The organism is Leptolyngbya sp. PL-A3 (genome assembly GCF_039962325.1).
GTDB lineage: Bacteria > Cyanobacteriota > Cyanobacteriia > Elainellales > Elainellaceae > Vacuolonema.
In genome coordinates this window covers 29,868-55,174 of record NZ_JAMPLB010000047.1, presented here as the reverse complement: position 1 = coordinate 55,174, position 25,307 = coordinate 29,868, and the positions used below count along the sequence as shown (strand labels likewise).

The window sequence follows — 25,307 nt, the reverse complement described above, 5'->3', positions numbered from 1 at the left end:
TCAATCATCACAGAACACTCCTCAACATCAGGACTGCTCTGGATTCTACGCTCTCTTCTCCTGAGTTCCAACTCCTGCCACTCAATTATTAAGAAACGTATGCGTTCACCCTAACTGTTCGGGTGGTTGAGTTGACTGAATAACACGATGATGCTCACGAGACTGAACTTGAACTTGAGGGACCAACTGCCAGGAAGGTAGTTGAAACTGGAATCGAGATGCAGGAGCAGTAAATATCCTGACGGGAATGCAGTTTCAAACACCTTCTCAGTAGACGGCCCTAGTGGGCACCCAATCGGCGGCTTGACAGCGCAATAATACCGATTTTATCCTTCGGGCGGAAAGAGAACTACGCTTCTATGGTTCAACCATCGGTAAATTGACTGACCTCAAAACTAGCCTCTCCTCGACTATATTCGTATATTTAAGTCTAAAGACAGAGGTAGCTCAAAAGTTTAACGGGTAATTACAGAGACTTTACGTACAAAGCTTGAATACTTCTCTGTTTCTTGGAAGCAATAAATTTTCTGTAAAACCTTAATTTTGAGTATGACATTTCTACCAAACTATGCAGTGGCCGACCCAATACCGTTTCTATATGAAGCTGACAGAGCAGCTTCATATTGGGTTGCTCAGTGCAGGACAAAAAATAAAACTACCTCATAAAAACCAGGTTTTTCGCTGTGGGGCAAATGAGATCCCCTGAATCCCGCGTTTGACGCGGGATTGGAGAGATGGCTTTGCTGTGGTATAAAAGCCGTTTTACGACTTTAGCTTTTCTTTGGGAAAGAGCCGGGGGATCTCACGGGCACTCAGCGTTAACTTTTCCTAGGCAACGGAGTGTAAATAATGCAGGCTAAAAAGTTGATCGGGATCAGTCCAAACACATTTCGTCTGGAATCCTGCCATAGCGGCTAAGTCTTGGAACTCAACGGTGCTGTATTTGTAAGAATGTTCAGTGCGAATGTGCTCACCCGCCTGGAAAGAAATACTCGCATCTCCAATTTGAACCTCTTGCTCGATGAGGCTGACAATGTACATTTCAATCCGCCCGATGGGATTGTAGAACGCTTTGTAAGAGAAGTTTTGCAGGTTGAAATTGGCGTTCAACTCACGGTTGATACGGGTCAATACATTTAATGCAAACGCGGCTGAGACACCTTTTGCATCATCATAAGCTGGCTCCAAAATAACTTTATCCTTTTTCAGGTCAACTCCAATGAGGAAATCTCCCTGGGGTTCCAGAATCATGGCCGCATTTTTGAGAAACTGAATGACATCCGTAGGTTCTAAGTTACCAATGGAAGAACCGGGGAAAAAACCAACCTTACGCTTGCCTTTCAAAGGCGGAATTTCTGGAAGATGGAGGGGTTGGGTGTAATCAGTGCAGATGGCGATCGCCTCTAATCCTTCATAAGCCCCGACCAATTGCACACAAGATTCATACAAGTGTTGTTTGGAAATATCCAGGGCAACATAGGTTTCTAAATGGGGCATGGCATCCAGTAAGAGCCTCACTTTCTGGCTACTGCCGCTGCCAAATTCGACCAGCACACCATCTCCAATGAATGTGGCGATTTCTGCCGCATTGGTTTGCAAAATTGCCATCTCTGTACGGGTCAGATAATACTCATCCAGCTCACAGATGGCGTCAAACAACTCCGAACCTGTCTTGTCATACAGGAACTTAGGGGAAAGTGTTTTTTGTGGCTGGCTTAAGCCCTGCAACACTTCGGTTCGAAAATCCTCCAGGGGCGGATGCAAGTCGTAAAGGGTAACGGGGGCTTGCTGATTGAGAATTGCAGCCATTGAATGTTGTCTCCAAATAAGTGGTTTGAGAATGGGGGGATCTCTCGTTGTTGCTATGCCAACCGGAAGCCGCTGAATTGCCAGCGAGCTGAGGGCGGGAAGAAATTGCGGTAGGTGGGACGAATGTGGTTTGGAGGCGTCACGCAAGAACCGCCCCGCAGCACAATCTGGTTGCACATAAACTTGCCGTTATACTCACCCACTGCCCCAGGTGCGGTCTTAAAGCCGGGGTAGGGAAGATAGGCGCTCTGCGTCCATTCCCACACATCCCCAAACAACTGGTCGGGACGAGTTAGACCAGCAGCGGGTATGGGATGGAGGTAATCATCTTCAAGAAAGTTGCCTTTGACTGGCACAGATGCCGTTGCAACTTCCCACTCTGCCTCTGTAGGCAGCCGTTTTCCGGCCCAGCGAGCGTAGGCATCTGCTTCAAAGAAGCTGACATGGCAAACAGGCTCATTGAGGTTTAATGGACGCATTCCTCCCAACGTCATAATCCACCAGTCACCATCCCGTTTCTCCCAGTAGAGGGGGGCTTCCCAGCGCTGCGTTTGCACCGTTGCCCAGCCCTCCGATAGCCAATGATCCGGTTGCTGGTATCCCCCAGCCTCAATAAATTCCAGGTATTCTCCATTGGTGACGAGATGGGCCGCCAACCAAAAGTCTTGAAGGTAGACCTGGTGCCGGGGCAGTTCATTGTCAAAGGCAAACTCATTGCCCTCAAAGCCAATGGCATAGAGGTTGCCGGGATAATCCAGCCAGGACTCTTTAGAAGGAGTTGTGGATTGCGTGGCCTCCTTCAGATCAGTTCGGTATGCAGGACGTAGAGGATTAATCGCAAAAATGTGTTTGATGTCCGTCAGCAGTAATTCTTGATGTTGTTGTTCGTGGTGGAGTCCTAGCGTAATCAGATCTTTTACTTCAGGGCTGAGCGGTGTGTTGAGGAGCGATCGCATCCCATCATCCACGTAGGCCCGGTAACGATACACCTCTTCCACCGTGGGGCGAGACAGTAACCCCCGCTGAGGTCGAGGATGACGCTGCCCCACTGCCTCATAGTAGGAGTTGAATAGATAGCCATATTGGGGGTGAAACACCTCATACCCCGGCAAATGGGGCACGAGTAGAAATGTTTCAAAGAACCAGGTGGTGTGAGCCAGATGCCACTTCGGGGGGCTCACATCAGGCATACTTTGGATGCCGTAATCTTCAATCGCCAGGGGGTTGCAGATGGCTTCACTCAGGCGGCGCACCTGGGGATAGGCGTCCGCCAGAGCGATAGGAACTGGCGTGTGAACGAGAGACTTTGGAATAACCATGGTAGGGGGTTCCCTGGAAATAGTCTTTAATAGCTTAGGGAGAGAACACAGTTCCCGCCAGTTCTATAAGGAAGAATACAAGTGTTGCGTTTGTACAATCCCGTGGGTTGATAGGGAAATACAGCCTATTTAAAGGAGTAACTTGATGATTATATAGTCTAAAAGTCATTAAGTGGTTAGGATAGGACTTACCTATGCTTCTTGCGCTTGTCGCTTCATGCGGACTTGTACTTATGCAGATGGGGTGTGATGAAAGAGACAGTTATGTCCCTTTCATCACACCCCATCCATTTGTTTGAAACATGACTGTTTTGTGTTCGCGTGAGCATACAAAAAAAGCATCCTCGAAGATGGGATGCTTCTTATATGCTTTCAAGATGGTTGTTTCTTCTTGTGTCAGGGAGTTGGGGCGATCGCCCCAACTCCCTCAGGGTTTCATCTCATTCACTAAAGCGGCTTGCAGATGCTATTTATAGTCCATCTACTGCTTTTTTCAAATTATCCTTGATGTTTTCTACGGTGTGTTCAGCGGATGCTTCTTGCTGTTTTGCCCGGCCTGCCACTTCATCTTGAGGATTGCCTGTCACCTTGCCAACCGCTTCTTGAATCTTGCCTTCAATATTTTTACCTGTTGCTTTCGCTCTATCGTTGATACTCATGGTTATATTCCTTTTATCGCTTCTATAGGGTTAGAAAAATCTAGGGTATGTTTTAAAGCTGGTTGGAAGAGTTATTTTTTCGTGCGCTTCGCGTAGGAAAAAGACCCCTTAAAACAGACCTTAGTATTTAACAAGCGTAGCAACTGGATCGCTGAACCTGGCTCTATCGTTAGCCTGAACCTGTATCAATCCGCTGGTAGAAAAAACACTCTTCCATGTTTGGTGCGATCGCCCGGCACAACCTTCAAGAGGCCAAGCAAGCCGCCTGAAAGACTCACAGAACTGATATTTCTTGACTTTTAGATGACTTATTTATCACAAATCTATATTTCAGGGTTATTACCCGTTTTCTACTACCACTCGCGCTGAGTATTTTACTTTTGCAGTAATAAATAATATTCCCGTCTCCTTACTCAGCAAGATAAATCCGTACTTCTACTGGTTTTTTCTACAATTTTTCATGACAATTCCTCCGATATCCCTAAATTTAACCAGAGTTTAAGCATCCGGAAATTGTGCAAAAAAATATTTGTTCTATGTTTTCCGTGATAAGACAGTTGCTTGCGTTTTCTAATAATAGAAAGTGCTTATAAGAATGAATAAATTAATTCCAGTAGACATCAGAAAATTGTTGCCATCTTCATAAACATTAGGCTAAGTTCTGGGAGGAAGTTTTTCAGTAAGTTTCATTCCACCTGTATTCCTAGTCTTGTCAGGTCAATTTCAAGTATTGGGAGAACAGTTTCTCAAAAGTTTCGCTAAACCTTATGAAACAGTTTCCCTAACCATCGTTTGATTCTGTCATTCGATCGTTTGCGTCTGCCAATTCATTACAGATTTTGCTGTGCAATCTGTGCAAACATTTCGTTCAGAGGACAAATAGATGGCGACTAACAATACGCTCCTTTCTCAGGAAACCAATCTTTTAGGCACTGAGCTAACAACCACGGCTACGCCCATTCGCATTGAAGCTGAGCGTCTGACGTTAACGGGATATCGTACTGAAACGACCTCGGGTTCTGGAGCTTCTGGGGGAAGCCAGATTTCCCTAAACCAATCGACCAGCAATACAGGGTCCGCTGTTGGCACCTTTAGTGGGCCAGCAGGTACTTACCAGGTTCGTGTAGGTTACTTTGATGAGAATGATGGCGTCGCTTCGGCAACTATTCGCGTTGCTGGGCAGAGTAACTCCTTTTCGTTCAATCGCAGCACCCTTGATAACCTCGCCAGTCCCAGAACCTTCACAACACGTGTAACCCATAACTCAATTCAGTTGAATCCGGGCGATCGCATCGAGATTCAAGGCACGCGCAATCAGGGCGAATATGCTCGGTTTGATTACATTGAGTTTGTGCCTATCTCTGCCCCATCAGGAGGTAGCACACCTCCCACCAGCGGCGGCAGCACACCCCCCACCACGGGCACCGCGGCAGCCAATACAAACATTGGCACCAATCTAAACGGTATTAGCGATTGGTCAACTCAGTATCCCTTTACCGACTTCTTCAAAAACGCCCGTGCCTGGATACCGGGAACATCCAGCACCTGGAATACTGGGGAAACCAGTCGCATTGATTTGGATAGCCAGGGTTGGGTGCGATCGCTACCCACTAGCAGCAGTGGCCTGCAATTCAATCGAGTCACCACCCTGGTTCCTACAGCCGCCAAGTTCAATCGCTACATCGTGCTGTATGACGGGGAAGGGGAGTTGCGCTACGCCGGGAATGGCACTCGTGACACCACCGCTTCACGCCCCGGACGGGATGTGATCACGACCACGGGCAACAACCCCATTCAGCTCAGTATCGTCAGCACCGATCCTAATCGCACGGGTAATTACGTCCGCAACATTCGTGTGATTCCAGAGCCCTACATCAACATTTACCAGACACAGCCCTTTAATCCTGATTTTGTTAACAGCGTGCGGGGAATGGAAACCCTGCGGTTTATGGATTGGATGGATACCAACAACTCCACCCAGAGAAACTGGAGCGATCGCCCTCAGGCCAACGACGCCATTTACTCGGCCGATGGAGTGCCGCTGGAACTGATGGTGCAATTGGCAAACCAGACCGGTGTTGACCCCTGGTTTAACATCCCCCATCAGGCCACCGATGACTACGTTCGCAACTTTGCCCAATATGTGAAAGAGCATCTCAATCCTGGGCTGAAAGTGTATGTGGAGTACTCGAATGAAGTATGGAATGGGATATTTTCCCAGACCAGCTACGCCACACAACAGGGCAATCTTCTATTTCCCAATCAGGGCAGCAGTGACTTCGATCGCAATCGCCTCTTTTTCGCCAAGCGCACCACTGATATTACCCGAATGTTTGATTCGGTATTTGGTGCAGATAAAGGTCGAGTGATGGGCGTATTAGCCGCTCAGGCTGCGAATACGGGAACTGCCACGTCTGTCTTGAATTACATTCGTAGCCAGGGCTGGACACCGCAGCAAGCCGGGATTGATACCATTGCGATCGCCCCCTATTTTGGCGGCTACCTGGGCAACTCCCAATACGAAAGCACCATCACCAGTTGGACTCGGGACGCAGATGGAGGTCTTAATCGGCTATTCCGCGAACTCTCCAGTGGTGGCCAGTTGAGCGGCGGCCCCACCGGGGGTGCCCTGGCTTCTGCGACGCGATGGATGCAAAACTTTGCTAGCCTGGCCCGGCAAAATGGCCTGACGATGACAGCTTATGAAGGCGGGCAGCACCTGGCGGGAGTAGGTAACGTTGCGAATAACCAGGCCATCACCAACTTGTTCATTGCCGCTAACCGTGACCCGCGTATGGGCGACCTGTATCGGCAATATCTCAATAACTGGAACAACTCAGGTGGAGATTTATTTACCAACTTTAGCGACGTTTATACCCCCAGCAAATGGGGCAGTTGGGGGGCACGGGAAAGCCTGTATCAAACCACCAGTCCTAAATGGAGTGCATTGCAAGACATCATTCAAAGTCGCCTGAGCGCGGGAAGTTCTAGCCCCACGACCCTGACGACCAGCGGCTTTAGTGAAACGAATGCGATCGCCCCCCTGGCGGTCACGGTCGATGGGAGCAACACCAGCGATCGCCGTGTTATGAACGACCCCAATAGCCTTGCCCCCAGTGGTTCTGATGGCTCCATTCAAGCCTCCAATCGCGGTGGAGACGACTTCAGCTTGCAAGCCGTCACAGATGATGTCACCGTTTCTGTTTCCGATGACCCCATTAGCGGAACAACACAGGTGCCCACCCCTGGCGGTAGTCGTGGTGTGAATGGTAGCGATGTTGCAACCGATCAGCTTCTGGTCGGCGGTCAATTCCCAGGATGTGAACAACCCGCTTCTCTATGGATGGCTCCTACTCATCCCCTACAGGCGTCCGTAGCCGGGCAACCGGGGGCGATCGCCACACTCAATAGCGATGTCCTCTCACTCCCGGGTGTTGGCAATGGCAATACAACGTCCCTGGATCCCCTTGCTGCACCCCAACCCCTCGCCCTCGAAGGGTTGACGGAGTCCAATTTCCGAGGCATGGCATCTAGCAGCACGTTGGCATAGTTTTCTCTACGTCGCTCAGCTCAGTATTTAGATTTCCGGTGAAAGAACCATAACAAGGTTCTTTCACCGAATTTGATTCAAAGCAGTAAAGGGAGGGCTTAGCCCTCCCCTTACTGCTTTGAATCAAATTCGGTTGTTTTTGTGAGAGCCACGCGGAGCGCGGCTCTCACAAAAACAACCAGATTTTAAGTGCTTGAAAAACGCTGTAAATATTGCGCAACTGGATAAAACTTTTGTCAAGCATTATCCGGTTTGCCGGATGGTGGCTTGTAAAGGGGGGTAAGCAAAATTGTGACCGTTGTGAATTCCCCTGGAAATATCCAGGAAAGATCGTTACCCATGGCTTGAATCCTGCACCATTCGTACAATTTCATGCCCCTCCAACGAGTTGAGCAGTAATTATGGTGATGCTTCTAACCTGCCCTGACTGCATCCCGTCCGAGATTGGCCCTGTTTCCATTCAGCAGACCGATGTGGAGCAGGGGGATAACGTGACGGTGGCGATCGCCACAACATCCTTCTCCACCCCCAGCATCGAGACACCCGATGCTATTACTCAGGCTGAATTTGCGCGTACACCTCAGACGCCCCCTTCCGTTCCGGCCACCCAACCCAATCGTGCATGGATACAATCAGCTGCCGCACCCGTCCAACCCCTCCTGCAACTGGGTAGCCGGGGAGAAGCGGTGCAAAGCTTGCAAACCCAGCTCCAACAACAGGGTTACTACACCGACGCCACAGATGGCATTTTTGGACGACGCACCCAGGCAGCCGTACGAGCATGGCAGCGATCGCACAATCTACCTGACGATGGCATGGTTGGTGCAGAGACTTGGGCCACCCTGACTTCACCCTCAGACCCTTCTTCAGCGTCTTTCACGACTCAATCACCTGAGGCTCCAGCACAACCTCCAGCCGAGACCTCAGAATCGTCTCCAGAAGCCACGCCTCAACCCCAGGCAGCTAAGCCTTCCCAGCTAACAGAAGCCCCGGAGGTTCTCCAGGAAGCTACGCCTCAGCCCCAGGATCGCCCACGGGCTCCGATCACCTACGATTTTGACACGGACTCCCCCTCCTACGCCCTGTGGATCGTTGGTTGGGCTGTCATTTATGGAGCAGGCTGGGTCATCATCATCCGTGATGGAATGCGCCAGCATCAAGCCAGGCGTACAAAACGCGCTATTCCCGTTGAATCTCCCCCAACTTACCACTCCAGTCCCAACCCCCCAGAAACCGCTCCCAATACCGAACCCTCTAACCCTCCCACTCCCCGATCTGAACCTGTCGCCGCGATCGCAGCCCCCACAAAACCCCCGGCTCCTCCACCGCAGTCTCATCCGGCTCCTTTACCTGAACCGATCGCGATCGCCTCACCTCCACCGCCCGCTGCCCCAGAAATGCCGCTGGTGGAAGCGATCGGAGAGGAAGTCCCCATTGCACTGGCGAATGCCGGACGGCTCACCTCGGAAGACTATCTCTTTCCTTATCTGGAAGATCACGATAGCGACATTGTCGATCTATCCGACGAACAAGTCGTCGCCCGTCTTCCGGCCACAGCAACGGACCTGGAAGAAGAGGTCTTCCACTATTCCCTAGTCGATCGCGCTGAAGGTTTATTTGTGTTGCGGGGCAATGAGCTGCGTGTTCTTAAGAGTCGCCTGGAACGCTATGGCAAGGGTCAACCCATTCACAAAACCATCACCATTCGCCGCACCAGTAACCGTGGGGAGTTTATCGACAAGTCTTTTAACTTGACTATCGGCAAAACAGCATAAGTAACCACTGTTATTGGCGGGTAGGGGCAGGTGGACTAGCAAGCAGGTGTGAAGCTCCATCACTGTTTTGTCGCAACCGGACGGGTGATTGATATAAATAGGGATCACTTTGCGTTCTAAAATCGGTGACAGACCCCCAATCCACCATTCGCTTTGAAGTTGTCGTACCTGCCCACCATACGGCTCTCCTCGAAGGGTTAGCCCTCTGGCAGCAACTCGGCTTGCTCTCCGATGAGCAAGTACGGCAACTCTGCCACCGCCATTTAACTTGCCCTTTGCCATCCCCTCAGGCTATTGCTCCTCCTTCCCCTGTGGGCAATTTTGTTGAACCTACAGCAGCAAATCGACAGCGTGCCGTCGCTCCTCGCTCGGTCGCCGAACCCGGTTGGTTAACTCAACGCCTCCAGGCCCTGATGGAAGAAATCAGCATCATCTGGTTGCTATTTTTGGGCGTGTTTTTGGTGATTGTGTCCTCAGGGGTGCTGGCTGCCAGCCAATGGCAAAACTTTTCTCCAACAGGGCAATACCTGGTTTTGCTGGCTTACAGCGTGGCCTTCTTTGCAGCAACGGCATGGACGGCCCGTCGTCCGACGCTGAAGCTCACCACCCAGATGGTGCAGATGGCAACCCTGCTGCTCATTCCAATTAATTTCTGGCGCATGGATACGATCGCCCTCTGGCAGCAACCCTGGGGTTGGGCGATCGCTCCTCTGGCGGCCCTGATGTTAAGCGCCATGCTGGTCACGTTATTACGACCAACCATTGAGCCGCCAGCCCAACCCCGTTGGGTCATCGCAACTATCGTCGCCCTGAGTTGGTTGCATGGAGGTTGGGCTATCGCTGGGATGGCCCTGATTGCCAGCTATGGAGCCACCATCGGCAGCGCCCTGACCTTGACGGCCCAATTTCCTCCCACGACTTCCCAGGAGGGTGAACCCCCAACGGGTTCTGGGTTGAGCCAGCCTATTATCGTAATTTTGTTATCCCTGCTGATACTGCTGGTGCGAGCCTTATGGGTTGCCCAGGTGCCCTTTTCTCAACTGGGGCTGGCCTTCGGTATTTGTGGTGGACTTCTGGCCTGGCAATCTCGCCGCGTCCCTGCCCGGCGTTTGTGGATGCAATTGGGGATAGCTTTGCTGTTACTCGGCTGGGGAGTCACGGTGGGAGCTCAGCCCCCGCTCCAGGCGATCGCCGTCAGTCTAATCGGTGTTGGGTTGATTTTGGAGCAGTTGCTTCACACGCAGCGGAGAGAAGATCTGGCCTCACTGTTTTTGGTGGGCTTACAAGCCTACTGGTTGATGGGCCGCGTGATCCCGCCAGAAACCCGTCGAGGAATTTTTGCCTGGTTAGTGCAACAGGCTGGCCCTGCGGGTATGCCCTGGGCCGCGTTGGGCGTATCCATGTTTCCTTACCTGATCGGGACACTACTGGTGGGGAACTGGTACTACCGCCAATCCCAAAGGTCTCTAGGTCGTACGGCTGAGCACCTGGCTCTGGCCCTGGGCGTCGGACTGGTGGTTGTAAGTCTGCCTAACCCGTTGATGCGATCGCTCACCCTCAGCCTTGCCTTCCTGACCCTGATTGTGACCGTCCGTCGGCGGGAAGAGCTGCCGGGCTGGGTCATCTATGGAGCACAATTTCTAGGATTAGGGGCGATCGCGGCCTGGGTTGCGCTGGCCTTCCCGACGCTGAGTTACACCACCTGGAGCTTACTGCTATTGGGGGCAGCTCTGGTAGAGTGGGGGTTTTGTCTCAGCCCTGGCTGGTCTCGGGTACACCAGAGTAGCTGGCATCTCGGGTTAGGGCTGGCCAGCTTGGGTGGGCTGATGTTTTGGAATGAAGCCGTGCTTCAACCCTGGGGCTGGCTCTGGCTGGCTGTGCCTCTGGCTCTAACTGGATTGGCCTATTTACCCACCTTTCCCCCTTACAGAACGGCAATTGGATGTAGCACCGCTGCGGCTGTTCTCGTCCAGGCTCTGACCTATGAAACCTGGGAAACTCGGCTATTCAGCTTGGGTTTGATGACGGGGTTATTACTCTTCAACACCCGTAGGCAATCAGTTGGCCTCAATGCCACTACCCATATTGGGTTGGGTCTTCTGTTTGTCGGTGCGCTCTTCTGGCAAGTCCGGGAGCAAGTAGCCCCTGAGTGGCCCGTAGTGCTGCCCCTGATGATTGCTGCTTTATGGGGTCTCTGGCATTGGCAATCTCGCAAAGAGAACCCCCTCAGCCGGGTTTACAAACCCAGTTTGACGGGATGGGCGATCGCCCTCTCCATCGGCACGTTCATCGTCTTGTATGGCTTCATTTTCTATACCATTGCGGAGCAGGTGCCCTTAAGCAGGCAAGTGACCGCAGGGATAGTCCTGCTGATCGCTGCCATCGCCTATCGCCTCTGGCTGGCCCCTCGCAACCCCGGCTTCTATAGCCTTGCCATCGCCGTCGAAATGTTGCTGCTGGCTCTCATCCACAACCTCCAGCCAACAGCCCCACTGGATGGACAGATGTGGGCGATCGCCAACCTGGCTCTGGGGCTAGGAACCCAAATTGCTGGAGATTTCTGGACGGCTCGGAAATCACGACCCTATCGCCAAAGCTGGCATTTGATCCCTCTGTCATACGGAGCTGCTGGCATCATCATCGGACATGGGCAACCCTTCAGCCCTGCCACCGGACTCTACACCCTCGCCGCTGCGCTCATCGGGCTAGGGGTGGGACGGCGACGCCCCCGGCTCAAACCCGTGACCTTTGGGGCCATGCTTCTCATCACGGCCGGATTCTATGAGTTACTGATTTATCAACTCAGCCAGGCATCCGGCGGGGCAGCAGGGGATGGATTGGTCCTGCTGGCCGGACTGGCAGCGGTGCTGGGGGTCGGCGATCGCCTCCTCAGCCGCTGGATTGGGCCCTATCTGCGATTAACCCATGATGAATTTAAGAGTTTTGCGCTGGGTCATTGGGTTCTGGGCAGTGGATTACTCCTGATGGCACTGAGCTTCGACCGCAGCCTTCAGGGTGGCCTGCTCTGGATTAGCGTCGCTCTGATTCTGGCAGCTGATGCGCTCTGGCAGGGCCGCACTCAGGAGAATCTAACCTATGCCGGTATCACAGCGGCGACCGTGGCCTGTGGTTACGGCCTCTGGCTTGCCGTTCCTGATACAGCGTTACTACTGGCCTGGGCGGGCGCGATCGCTACCCCTGTCGCCTGCGCCATGTACCTGGTACCGTGGCCTCGCCTTGGCTGGAGCGATCGCCCCTGGCAAAACTCTGCCCTGATTCTTCCACTCACCCTCGTTGTTTTATTCGCTGACCAGGCGGCTGCCCCATCGCTGTTTATCGTTGGTGCCTTTTATGCCTGGGTCGCTAAAGTCAGGCATCAGGTTCGGTTGAGCTACTTCAGTGTGCTGTTGGCGAACTGGGGCGTTTTCCAATGGCTCAATGAGCAAGGCATTCAAGAACCCTTGGCCTATGCGTCGCTGATAGGTCTATCCCTGCTCTATCTGGCCCAGGTCGATCCTAACCTGCAAACGGCGAACAGCCGTCAGAATCGCCATTGGTTGCGCATTCTAGCCGTTGGCTTAATTGTACTGACCAGCATTTACGAAGCCGAGCGGGGCTTGGGGATGGCCGGTTTCGCCCTGGCGATCGCCCTGCTTCTCGTCATTGCGGGTTTAGCCTTTCGAGTCCGCGCCTATTTGTTCGTCGGCACGCTTGCCTTCATCTACCAGGTTCTCCGTCAGTTAGTCGTGCTCATCGACCTTTACCCCCTTCTCCTCTGGGCCGTTGGTATTGCTTTGGGCCTCCTCTTCATCTGGATTGCGGCCAATTTTGAAGCTCGCCGCGCCCAAATTGCAGAGTTCGTTCGCTATTGGCTCGGTGCTTTGGAGCAATGGGACTAAGGTAGGGGCAGTTGCCTGGTAGAGCTATCTCTTCGAGATGGTTTCACCAGGCAGCCATTTTTGAGTTTGAATAGGCTAAAAATCCCTCCATACGGGCTTTTCAGCCTATTCAAACACTGGAGAAAGATCCGGCCAAAAACAACGGAAACCCCCACCCAAAAGCTGATTTTTCGTCTGTTACACATTGTCATAGTGGAAGAAAGTGCAGATTAAGGTCTATGCCTGTGCAGACTTCCTCCACCAGCCCGTCCTGCTTATCCCCCAGTGTTGCAATCCCCGAATTAGGGCTTGTTTGTATCACCACCTCCCAAGCAGTTCGTTACAAAACCTTAACTCGCAAGCGCCTCCTGCTGATGAGCCCAGAGGAGCAAACCACTGCATTGCGATCGCTTTATCTTGAGAACCTGCGCCGCTTCAACCAGGCCATTGAGTTTTGCCATCAGCAGGCCATTCGTCTGTATCGCCTTCCCTCCAACCTGTTCCCCTTTGGCGATACTCCCCTGGGTCGCGATTTGCTCGATGAGTTGGCTCCTCAATTGCGGCAGGCTGGCGATCGCGCCAAAGCGTACGGCCTCCGTCTGGTGCTACACCCCGAACAATTTGTTGTGCTGAATTCCGATAACCCCACTGTTATCGAGAACAGCATTACGGTCCTATCCGCTCTCGCCTACCAGTTTGACCTGATGGGCCAACCCCAATCTCCCTGGACTACGATGAACATCCACGGGGGCAAAGGCGATCGCGTAGAACGGTTAATCCAGGTGATTCGTGATCTGCCTGATCCTATTCGTACCCGGCTTACCCTGGAGAATGACGAGCACATGTATAGTGCAACATCCATTTTCGAGATCTGTCAGGCTTCAGGGGTTGCCATGGTCTTCGATGCTCATCATCACCTTGTACGCGAACGCTTAGACAGCTACGACGACCCCAGCATTGCGGAAGCGATCGCCCAGGCCCGTAGCACCTGGCCTGATCCCACTTGGCAGCTGGTGCACATCTCCAACGGGCGCGACTCCCTTCACGATCCCAGCCATAGTGATGTGATTTGGAATATGCCCGAAGCCTTCCGTCAGGTGCCCTGGATTGAAATTGAAGCCAAGCACAAGGAGGAAGCGATCGCCCGCCTCCGGCAAGAGTGGTTGCAGCCTATGCAACTGAGTTAGTTTTCTGTAACAAAGATTAATGCTTCCATTGCAACAAAGAAAAGCGTGAGATGAGTTGCTTCACAACGGCACCATCAGGGCTATAGCTTACAGCGCTTTGCACTTGAATCAGCCACGGTTGTTTTTGTGAGAGCCGCGCTCCGCGCGGCTCTCACAAAAACAACCGGATTTTAAGCGTTTGAAAAGCGCTGTAAATTGCGTAAAGCGACAAAAGCACTAACTTAATCCCAGTTTGGGCTAAGCTGAAGTACCCATTTTTGCGACGCGAAGCGTACCCAAAAATGGGCATTTTCGAGTGTTTATGTAACGTGCAGCACTCGAAAACGCCCCTGATCCGGACCCAGGCTACTTCATCAAGAGCTCAGATTCCTGACCTCAATTCTTGAGAGTTCCGGTTGTGCCAGCCCCACGAAGCGTTAATGCTATTTCATCATCAGCTTGCAAGGAACACTTCGAAAAAGCTCACGTTGAAATACCTCTTACTGACAGAAAAAGTGCGCTTTAGTCATTGCAGGGTCGTTATCTGAACGCAAGCACGTTATGCCGAATTAATTCAATTGTCGTGAATTGTAAAGATTTCATCTATCCCTGGTAGGAGATTTTTTGATGAGCTGGTTTCGTTGTTAACTAGAGATGTTTGGAAACGTGAATTTTTTATGCATGATACCCATAGAAAATTCATTTCTCTTAGGTTCTCTAACCTTACTCCAAACACTGCACCCTATGCCGTACAGCCTAGGATGCTCAGCTGCCCTCCCCTGCCGATGCTGCGAGCAACTCCATGGACGCGATTCTGCAAGAAACCATTCTACGAGCCTTGCCCGAAACCTTCTGGGAACACCTGGAGGGGGTCCGGTTTCACATTGTTACAGGTGTTCTAACTGTCATTGCCCCCGACGAGACAAAGGCTAAAGCCCTGGCGATCGCCTCTATCTGGGCGGATGCCCTCGACTCTGTCGGCTGTGAGCACCTGGTCATCACCGACAAAGCCAACTATCGCCACGAGATGACCCTGGAATCCTGTGTCGATTGCCAAATCCTGGTTTCCCTGGAATGCGAATCCCAGCTTCAATGGCTACTGTACATGGAAACCTTGCCCGAGTCTGTCCAGCAGCGTCTGCGGCAGGATGGATTGACCGTCCACCCTAACGGACCCCGTCTCGATCTGTACGCAAAGCCTGTGCGGATCTCAGACGTGCTTCCTCTGCTCTACTGGCTGATGGGAGTGGAATCTTTTGGGTTTACTCAGGTGCGTCTGATGGAAAACCCCGACAAACCCCGTCTTACCCTTTCTGTTGAAGAAATTCGCCGCCTGGTACGGTACGGCTTCAACCGCTTATTCAAATCAGCCTAAATCATCCAATGCTGACGCATTTTTATTGAGTGTGGCCTGTGAAACCCACCACACTCAACAAGAATGAACTGGCCTAACCAGATTGTGCAAGGTTATATAACCTTAGGAGATCTGCTCAGGACCGTGTACTGAATAACCTGTCATTCTTTTTGTGAAAACGGTACGAAGTTGCCACTCCCACAAAAAGAATGACAGGTTATTTTGCACCATGCTCGCCATTTTTCCCAAGCTTTTGATTTTGCGTGCCCGTTACGCACGCAAAATCAAGGGCTTGAGAAAAATGGCGGAGGTATTGGTTTATTTGTAATTTTTAGGGCCGTCGGTTTTGAAAACTGGTGAAACGTACAAGTTTTCAAAACCGACGGCCCTAAGCAACTAAATGCTTGCTATACACTGAAAGAAATTCTTAAAGGAAATGTTGATGAAGCCGACTAAAGAGGTTGAAACCCATACCCCGGCCGAGCGATCTCACAGTGCCTCCTCCGGAGAATCATCTACCCCTGCAGACAAAGCCAGCAAGCAGCCTGCTAGCACTTCGTCTGAGCCCATTGCCGATATGCAGCAAATCGACGAAATCTTCAGTTCACTCAAAACTCTGTTGAGTACCGTCGAAAAACTTCAAAAAGCCCGTCAGGAAGTAGGCGACATCAAGCCTTTAGTGGGGCGATTGCTGGACGGTGAACTGGTTTCCGGCGACGAATTGGAACAACTAAAAGTCGGGGTTGGGGGCCTCTCTCGCCTGGTACGGTCTTACACCGACTACCAGGTTGCGTTAGACAAAGCCCAACCTGCCCGGAATCTACTCGATCAAGTCTTAAAAGGATAAACGCCGCTTCCTCTCCAACAGGCTGTGATACCCACCTGCCTAGTGCCTGTTTTAAAGCTGTTTGGAAGATTTGTTTTTTCGTGTGCTTTGCACACGAAAAAACAGCTTTTTGAAAGGAATAAGCGCTTAAGAAGCACTTAAATATTAATAAAACTACCTCTAAAACCCAGATTTTTATTGTGGGCAGTAATTCTTAGTATGGGCCTCAAAGCCAAGAGTTCACGCCCGTAGGACGTGAACTCTTGGCTTTGAGGCCCGAAAACCGCGCGCCAAAGGCGCGCGGTTTTCGGGCCTGATTTCAAAATGAGAACTGCTATATTGTGGGAGCTTCGCTTCGCAATGAAAAAATCTGGGTTTTAGCGTTATCCTGCAATCCTGTAAATGGGGTATTTAGGAGAGACTACTTGCGTACCCCATCTACAGAACCTGGAACTATAGCTCATCAAACACAACCTACGGATTAAGAATTATCAATAAAACTTTCTCCAATCTGTATGACTCTCTAGCTGAAACCATATTTCATATTTGATTAAACATTCACGCCGTAAATCTCTCATGTTTGCGTCCCTAGTCAGGGAATCCTAAGAGGGGTACTCTGTTAAAAACTATGAGCGCTTATCGACGGTTTCCTCTCATTGGCGCGGTTTTTGGCTCAGCCACGATCGCCACAATTCTGATTTTAGAAATATGGCATTTCTGGACCCATCGAGAGGCCTTCTGTGAAGCACCCTCAATCCTGACCATGATGGTGCTGTTGGGGACCGTGGGCGGGTGGGCGATCGCTTTCATGGTCTATCTACGCCAACAAACAACCTCTATCCAGGCGCTCAATCGGCAGCTACACCACGAAATTGCCCAGCGGAAACTCATTGAACAAGACCTGCGAGAAAGCGAAGAACGCTGGCAACTTGCACTGCGGGGTAATAACGATGGCATCTGGGACTGGAACGTGCAAACAAACGACGTTTTCTTTTCCAGCCGTTGGAAGGAAATGCTAGGGTTTGCAGACCATGAAATTGCTAATCATATCGATGAATGGTCAAAACGAGTTCACCCCGATGATCTAGGCTGGGTTACCCAGGCCATTCAAGATCATTTTGCGAAAAAAACACCGTTTTACATCACGGAGCATCGAGTACTGTGTAAAGACGGCTCCTATAAGTGGATTCTTGACCGTGGGCAGGCGCTCTGGGATGATGCCGGGCGTGTAGTTCGTATGACAGGTTCTCACACCGATATTACAGAGCAGAAGCAAACTGAAGTCGGTTTGCGGGAAAGCGAAGAACGCTATCGACGATTAATCCAAAATCTCAACGCAGGTTTTGTGATTCATAGGACAGCCACCCAGATTTTGATGTGCAATCAAATCGCCTGTGATCTGTTGGGTCTTTCCATGGGCTCATTGGGAAAAGATGAAATGGATCCAACCTGGCATTTTACCGATGAGGATGGCTTACCCATCCCTCCGGATTGCCATCCTGTGAACCAGGTTTTAGCGACTCGGGCTCCTCTCAAAAACGTTGTGTTGGGCATCCAGCAAGCAGAAAAACCTCCGCGATGGCTATTAGCAAACGCATTTCCAGAATTTGATCAAAATCATCAGCTCCTTCAGGTCGTTGTGACGTTCATTGATATTAATGAGCAGCAGGCTGCCCTGCGTGAACGTAAACGCATGGAATTAGAACGCCAAACAGCTGAGAACGCATTACGCCAGAGTGAAGCCACTAAGCAAGCCATCATCGAAGCCATTCCAGACCTCCTTATTCACATGCGTTCTGATGGAAGCTATGTGGACTTTATGTCTAAAAATGGCTTTGATCATCTCTACCCAAATCAGATCGCAGCCAGCGCTACGCTGAACAAAGTGTTGCCCCCTCATCTCGCTCAATTACGTCTGGAGTCCATCCACCAGGCTCTGCAAAGCCATGAACTACAGGTCTATGAGCATGAGTTTCTTCTCGGTGGGCAACAGCGCCATGAAGAGTTGCGTGTGGTACCCCTTCCTCAACATGATGTACTGGTGATGGTACGCGACATTACCGCCCGCAAACAGGCTGAGGCGGAGCTGCAAGCTCAGAAGAACTTTTTGCAACAGGTAATCGATGCTGTTCCCAGTTCGATTTTTGTGAAAGACCAACAGGGAAAATTCTTGATCGTCAATCAAGCAGCATCTGCTATCTATGGCATTCCCATTAGCGAGATGCTTGGTAAACAGGATTGCGACTTCAACGAGAACCTTTTGCAATCGAAGGAATTTGCTAGCCAGAACCAAGCTGTCATTCAAAACCTTACGCCCATCACCTTTCCTGATCAAGAAATTCAAGATCGCTACGGAATGACCCGCTGGTATCAAACCACTATCAGCCCCTTTACCAACGCAGATGGCCATGTCAGGGGCATCATTGGCAATGCTATTGATGTGAGCGATCGCAAACACGCTGAGACCAATCTCCAATTTAGTGAGGAACGCCTGAAGCTGGCTTTGGATGCCTCCCAGGATGGGCTATGGGATTGGAATATGCAAACGGGAGATATTTACCATAGCGATCGCTATCTAGAGATCCTCGAATACCAGCCTGGTGAGGTACTCCTGGATTTACCCAGTTGGAAGGAAACGATTCACCCAGACGATCAAGCAGAAGTGCTGAGGTGCCTCACAGCTCACCTGCACGATCATTCACACACCTATACCTGTGACTATCGGGTTCGATGCAAATCTGGCACGTGGAAATGGATTACAGACTATGGCAAGGTCGTTGTTCATGATGCCAATGGTAAGCCACTCCGCATGATTGGAGCCTATCGGGATATTAGCGATCGCAAACAAGCCGAAGCTGAACTACGCCACCAGAAAGAAATCTTTCAGGCCATTGTTAACCACATTCCGTTCATGATTGTGTTGTTCAATGGGGAAGGCCAGGTGGAATTGGTCAACCCCGAACTGGAAAAGGTACTGGGTTGGTCACTGGCAGACTGGCAACACCTGGATACTCCGGCTCAACATAACAGCTCCCCAGACGCACGACACCAAATGCGCGCCCATCGACTGGCAGCCAGTGGGAAATGGCATGACTTTACCATTCAAACCGCGTCTGGACGGAACCTCGACATCTCCTGGGCCAATGTGCAGCTTTCCAACGGGCATTCCCTGGGTATTGGGCAGGATGTGAGCGATCGCAAACGCCGTGAGTCAGCCCTGCGCCAGGCCGTAGAAGCCGCAGAAGCGGCCAATCTGGCCAAAAGTTTGTTCCTCGCCAATATGAGTCATGAGCTTCGTACCCCTCTCAACGTCATTCTCGGCTTTGCCCAGGTCATGACCCACGACCCGGCCCTCACCCTCCCGCAACAATCCGACCTGCAAACCATTCGCCGTAGCGGCGATCATCTACTGAATCTGATTAACGACGTATTGGATCTCTCCAAAATTGAAGCTGGCTATAGCACCATTGACCTGAGCGGATTTGACTTCATCGCACTATTGCATTCCCTGCGTACCATGCTGGCCGAACGCGCCACAGCCAAAGGGTTACTCCTGTTCTTTGACATTGCCCCCGAAGTTCCTCAATTCATTCTTTCCGACATTCAAAAACTGCGCCAAATCCTGCTCAACCTCTTGAGCAATGCCATTAAGTTCACGGATCGGGGAAGTGTCACGCTGCAGGTGCGCATTAAGGAGCCGACGCGTGGCCGAGTGGCTGAGTGGCCCGGTGGAGACGCTAAGTCTAGGCCCTACCCCTCCACCTATCCACTTGCCCCTGCCCCCCTGACGCTCCAGGTCACCATCATCGACACCGGGCCGGGCATCGCCGAGGACGAACTGACCACAATCTTTGATGCTTTTGTGCAAGCGAAGGCTGGGCGACAATCTGCCAGCGGTACGGGATTGGGGCTAAGCATCAGCCGCAAATTGCTGGAATTGATGGAGGGTCGTATTACCGTCAGGAGTACCCTGGGACAGGGAAGTACCTTTACCCTTACTCTCCCGGTGCAGCCTTGCAGTGGGGTTAGTGTTGTCCCCGAAGCCAGCGATCGCATTGTCATCGGCCTAACTCCCGGACAACCCCTTCGCCGCATTCTTGTCGTAGATGACCAACTCGAAAACCGTACACTCATGATGCGATTGCTCTCCCAGCCAGGACTGGAGGTGCGGGAAGCCAGTAATGGGGAGGATGCAATTCACCTCTGGCAGGAATGGTACCCTGACCTCACGTGGATGGATGTTCGGATGCCCGGGATGGATGGGTATGAGGCCACCCGGCAAATTCGAGCTTTGGAACAGGGGGCCAATAGTATCATCATTGCCCTTACCGCTCAAGCCTCCCAGAGCGATCGCACCCTCGCTCTGGCTGCGGGTTGCGATGACTATATCAGCAAGCCCTTCCGTGAAGAGACCCTATTTCTGAAAATGAGGGAGTATCTGGGATTGGAGTATATCTATGCAGAACCGGATGTGGCCATCACTCCATTCCCAGCAGCCTCTCCTCATGCCAACGAGCCTTATGTGGCCTTACTCACTTCCCAGCCCGCCTCCTGGTTAGAGGCTCTGGAGGATGCTGCGATCTGTGGCAATGACCGGGCGATCGCCGAACTGGTAGCCCAATTGCCCACGCAGGCGACTCAGCTCGCCACCTTTCTGCTTGATCTGGTTGACCAGTTTGCATTTGAGCACATTTTACACCTGCTCCACCAACCCGTTGAGCACTAGCAGTTCCTAAAGTTTTTGTGGGTTGTCCCGGATTTCCCTTCCTTCATTCCTGCTCTCGCCACCACCATGAAGTCACAAATCGCACTTACTCCTTTATTAACTGCTACAAAACTGGCCTCTCTGGAGGTGTGTGATGACGCATCCGTCTACGCTCCTGGTTATATCCAGCCCCATGGAATGGTGTTGGTGCTAGAGGAGGAAACCCTCAAGATTGTGCAGGTGAGCGATAACACAGAGGCCTTTCTGGGTATCCCTGCTGCGAAGGTACTGGGCCGGTCTTTACAACAAATATGTTCCCGAAAACAGCTCGAGCATCTGCGGCAGATTTTGGCTCATCCTAATCTGGAATTGCACAATCCATTCGACCTGAAATTTCAACGTAAAGGACATCAGGCCCATCTAAGAAAAAGGGCTTTCCGTTGCACGTTGCATCGAATGTCAAACGGCCTTTTGTTGGAATTGGAACCCCACACGCCCATCAACAAAACCCATTCCATTCAGTTCTACCATCGGCTCCAAATGGCAACCCTGAGCCTTCGCCGGTCCACAAACCTGGAGGAGTTAGCTCAAATTCTTGCCCAAGAAATCAAGGCGCTGACAGGATTCGATCGCGTCATGGTTTACCGATTTGAGGCGGATGAGCATGGATTGGTCATTGCCGAAGAGAAGGAGCCCCATCTCGATAGCTACCTGGGGCTGCATTTTCCCGCCTTCGATATTCCTGTTCCGGCACGTCAACTCTTCCGCCACAATTGGGTACGTCAAATCCCTGATGTCAGTGCTTCCTCGGCTCGTTTACTCATCCTTGACAGCGACAAGCCCTCATCACTGGATCTCAGTACCTGTGTTCTGCGAGGTGTATCGCCATACCATGTGGAATACTTGCAAAACATGGGTGTTGCGGGGACATTTACCATTTCACTGATTGACGATAAAAAGCTGTGGGGATTGATCGCCTGCCATCACTACACCCCCCATCTGTTGGACTACGAATTACGCAAAACCTGTGAATTTTTAGGCCAATTTGCCTCCATTGAATTGGTTAACCAACAAGAGCGTGAGTTGAACGAATACCGGGTGCAAGTCAAGGCTATTCAAGATCAATTGCAATGGGCTTTTTTGCGAGATGCCAGCGCGATCGAACAAGTGCTCGCAGACAACACGATGCAACTCCTGAATCTGGTTCATGCCCAGGGAGCCGCCTTACTCCTTGATGGTCAGTTGACCCTCATTGGGCAAACACCTTCTAGCGATGAGGTGCAGTCCTTAATTACCTGGCTGGGGGAGCACCGAAGCAACCAACCCAACTCTGAACTATCACCTGGAGAGCGGGTGTTTGCGACCAGTACGCTTCCCGCTTTATACCCCCCGGCCCGGCAGTTTAAGGATTGTGCCAGCGGCATCCTGGCCATTTCCATTGTCCTGAGTCAGGTGAAGCAAAAGTCATACCACATTCTCTGGTTTCGACCCGAACAAGTCCAAACTGTGAATTGGGCTGGGAATCCGCAGTCAGCTATTAGTGTTGATGAAGTTGGCAACATGCGCCTCAATCCCCGGAAATCCTTTGAGCTCTGGAAGGAAACGGTGCAGGAGATGTCTTGCCCCTGGCAGTTAGCGGAACTGGAAGCTGCAGCAGAAATGCGCAACACCTTGATGCTTGCAGTCCTGGAGTTTTCCCAGGCGGCGTTGGAACAAGCGGCAGAGCGAGCGGCGATCGCCAACCGCGCCAAAAGTCAGTTCCTGGCCAAAATGAGCCATGAACTGCGAACCCCCCTGAATGCCATTTTGGGATTCACTCAACTGATGGCTCGCAACCAGGAAACTCCCACCGAGTTTCGAGAACAGTTGGGTATTATCAGCCGCAGTGGTGAACATCTTTTGACCCTGATTAATGACGTCCTGGAAATGTCAAAAATTGAGGCCGGACAACTGGTCTTAACCGAATCCTGTTTTGATATTCATCGCTTAATCTTGTCCATTCAAGAGATGTTCACCTTAAAGGCATCAGAAAAGGGTCTACGGCTTGAAACTGAACAGGATGATAATCTGCCGTGCTATGTCTGCGGTGACGAGGCCAAGCTTCGCCAAATTGTGATCAATCTGCTGAGTAATGCCATCAAATTTACCGTAGAAGGAAAGGTCATCCTGCGAGTTAAAGCATTATCCTGCAATGACTTCACACACTTAAAATCACACTCCAATTCCTCCCGGCAGCCCATTGTTCTCCAGTTTGACGTGGAAGATACAGGCCCGGGTATTGCCAGTACAGATTTGAACTCCATCTTTGAAGCATTCATTCAGACGGATCAGGGCCGTCATGCTCAGGGCACCGGATTGGGGCTCTCAATCAGTCGTCAGTTTGCCAACTTGATGGGGGGTACCCTGACTGTTCGGAGCGTGGTAAACCGGGGTTCTACATTTACTTGCCAGGTAGTTCTGCGCCTGCCAGAAGGATTAGATATTGTGGAACCTGAATTGCAATATTCTGTCGTTGGCCTGGCTCCCGGACAACCCACCCCTCGCATTTTGGTCGCTGAAGATGTCGCCGAAAATCGGCAATTACTGGTGACCTTACTGGAATCTATAGGATTTGAGGTGCAAGCCGTCAAGAATGGTGTTGAGGCGATCGCCCACTGGCAGGCCTGGCATCCACACCTCATTCTGATGGATATTCAAATGCCTGAAATGAACGGCTACGAGGCCATCCGGCAAATTCGTATGCAGGAAGCTCAGACCACTCTCTTGCAGGCAGGAACCGTCCTCCAGAAAAGTAGCACGCCTATTATTGCCTTAACGGCCTATGCTTTTGACAATGATCGAATAGCTTGCTTCGAGGCGGGGTGCACCGACTACATCGCAAAACCCTTTACTGAAAGCGTGCTGTTTAACAAAATGGCATATCACTTAGGAATCCGTTACCGTTATGCGGAGGAAATACCGTTGAGAGCGGCCACACATCAAGAAAAGTACTTGACTTCTCAGGAACTGGGAATAATGGGATTAGAATGGGTAACTCAAGTTCATGAAGCTGCATTGGATCTGAACGATATAAAGCTTCGTCAGCTAATTGCTCAAATTCCTACGGAGGAGCAAAACCTAATTGGTGTGATGAAATTTCTGGTTGACAACTTTCAATTGGAGACAATCGCCAACCTCACTCAATGTTAGATAAACAACACCTTGGGTATTTTTTCTGTAATTCCTAATTTTGTGTATCTAAGGCGTCTACAAAATTAGGAGTTGTAGAAGAAACACCCGAATTCGTTGGGACAGGAACGCTATGATTACCTTACTAAAATCTGTTACTGAGACGAATATTTTAATTGTTGACGATACCCCTGATAACTTACGGTTGCTGGCCCGCATCCTGGAGGCTGAGGGGTATATGGTACGTAAATCTTTGTCAGGCAGGATGGCGCTTCAGGGAGTTTACCGCGATCCTCCCGATCTAATCCTGTTAGATATTAATATGCCTGACATCAGTGGTTATGCTGTCTGCCAGGAGTTAAAAGCATCTGAAAGCACAGCCCATATTCCTATTATTTTTATTAGTGCTTTGAATCAGATCAATGATAAAGTTCGAGCGTTTGAAATCGGAGGGCAAGACTACATTGCCAAACCCTTTCAAGAGCTAGAAATATTAATGCGCGTAAAAAATCAGCTTCTCATTCAACAGCAACGACAACAACTTTTGATACAAAACCAACGATTAGAACAGGAAATTAAAGAACGGCTAAAAGCAGAAGCAGAGGTCAGGCAGCTCTCCTTAACCGATGAATTAACGGGCCTTTATAACCGACGAGGCTTTTTTGTCCTGGCCGAGCACCAACTTAAAGCTGCTTGGCGCAGTCAGATGCCGTGCTGTTTAGTGTTTATTGATCTGGATGGACTAAAAGTCGTTAATGACACTTTGGGCCATGCCGTGGGCGATCGCATGATCACCCATGCAGCTCAATTACTCAAGCAAACCTTTCGCGATGCTGACATTGTAGGGCGGTTAGGCGGCGATGAGTTTGCGGTCTTTATTCCAGCTTGTCCGGACCATGCCGCAGATGTCAGTCATCGTTTAGAGACAAATCTCTGCAATTTCAATCAAACTTGCGAACCTGCTGAACAGGTATCTATGAGTATTGGTATTAGCCAATGTAACCTGGGCGATCGCTTTTCTCTGACTCAACTCATAGCCCAGGCTGATCAACTCATGTATGAGCATAAACGTGCTAAGTACTCAATACGCCATTGACT

12 protein-coding genes are annotated in these 25,307 nt (G+C 51.0%); 9 read left to right on the top strand and 3 right to left on the bottom strand.

Going from position 1 to position 25,307, the window contains the following annotated elements; translation table 11 throughout:
- Positions 1–828: 828 nt before the first annotated feature.
- The 3 genes from egtD to NDI52_RS25475 all read right to left on the bottom strand — a co-directional run bounded on the left by egtD (position 829) and on the right by NDI52_RS25475 (position 3,787).
- Positions 829–1,809: an L-histidine N(alpha)-methyltransferase gene (egtD, locus tag NDI52_RS25485; RefSeq protein WP_190772810.1), complete on the bottom strand. Its 981-nt coding sequence runs from the start codon at positions 1,807–1,809 to the stop codon at positions 829–831.
- Between the two features lie 53 nt (positions 1,810–1,862).
- Positions 1,863–3,128: an ergothioneine biosynthesis protein EgtB gene (gene egtB, locus NDI52_RS25480; RefSeq protein ID WP_190772809.1), complete on the bottom strand. Its 1,266-nt coding sequence runs from the start codon at positions 3,126–3,128 to the stop codon at positions 1,863–1,865.
- 470 nt (positions 3,129–3,598) lie between these two features.
- Positions 3,599–3,787, bottom strand: coding sequence for a CsbD family protein (locus NDI52_RS25475; protein WP_190772808.1), 189 nt, complete (start codon positions 3,785–3,787; stop codon positions 3,599–3,601).
- Between the two features lie 883 nt (positions 3,788–4,670).
- Here NDI52_RS25475 and NDI52_RS25470 point away from each other — a divergent pair.
- From NDI52_RS25470 to NDI52_RS25430, 9 genes are all read left to right on the top strand, one after another.
- Complete coding sequence (locus NDI52_RS25470; protein WP_190772807.1) at positions 4,671–7,337, top strand: hypothetical protein; 2,667 nt, start codon at positions 4,671–4,673, stop codon at positions 7,335–7,337.
- A gap of 401 nt (positions 7,338–7,738) precedes the next feature.
- Positions 7,739–9,112 carry a peptidoglycan-binding protein gene (locus tag NDI52_RS25465; RefSeq protein ID WP_190772806.1) on the top strand — a complete coding sequence of 458 codons (1,374 nt, stop codon included), beginning with the start codon at positions 7,739–7,741 and terminating at the stop codon, positions 9,110–9,112.
- Positions 9,113–9,237: 125 nt separating this feature from the next.
- Positions 9,238–13,011 carry a hypothetical protein gene (locus NDI52_RS25460; protein WP_190772805.1) on the top strand — a complete coding sequence of 1,258 codons (3,774 nt, stop codon included), beginning with the start codon at positions 9,238–9,240 and terminating at the stop codon, positions 13,009–13,011.
- A gap of 218 nt (positions 13,012–13,229) precedes the next feature.
- Positions 13,230–14,177 (top strand): UV damage endonuclease UvsE, encoded by a 948-nt coding sequence (locus tag NDI52_RS25455; RefSeq protein WP_190772804.1) that lies wholly within the window; start codon positions 13,230–13,232, stop codon positions 14,175–14,177.
- A gap of 781 nt (positions 14,178–14,958) precedes the next feature.
- Positions 14,959–15,531, top strand: coding sequence for a hypothetical protein (locus NDI52_RS25450; RefSeq protein WP_190772803.1), 573 nt, complete (start codon positions 14,959–14,961; stop codon positions 15,529–15,531).
- Between the two features lie 421 nt (positions 15,532–15,952).
- Positions 15,953–16,357, top strand: a complete 405-nt coding sequence (locus NDI52_RS25445; RefSeq protein WP_199308057.1) for a hypothetical protein — start codon at positions 15,953–15,955, stop codon at positions 16,355–16,357.
- Between the two features lie 607 nt (positions 16,358–16,964).
- On the top strand, positions 16,965–21,062 hold the full coding sequence (locus NDI52_RS25440; protein ID WP_190772802.1) for a PAS domain S-box protein: 4,098 nt from the start codon (positions 16,965–16,967) through the stop codon (positions 21,060–21,062).
- 66 nt (positions 21,063–21,128) lie between these two features.
- Positions 21,129–24,230 carry a response regulator gene (locus tag NDI52_RS25435; RefSeq protein ID WP_190772801.1) on the top strand — a complete coding sequence of 1,034 codons (3,102 nt, stop codon included), beginning with the start codon at positions 21,129–21,131 and terminating at the stop codon, positions 24,228–24,230.
- A gap of 112 nt (positions 24,231–24,342) precedes the next feature.
- Positions 24,343–25,305 (top strand): diguanylate cyclase, encoded by a 963-nt coding sequence (locus NDI52_RS25430; RefSeq protein WP_190772800.1) that lies wholly within the window; start codon positions 24,343–24,345, stop codon positions 25,303–25,305.
- The last annotated feature ends 2 nt before the right edge of the window (positions 25,306–25,307 follow it).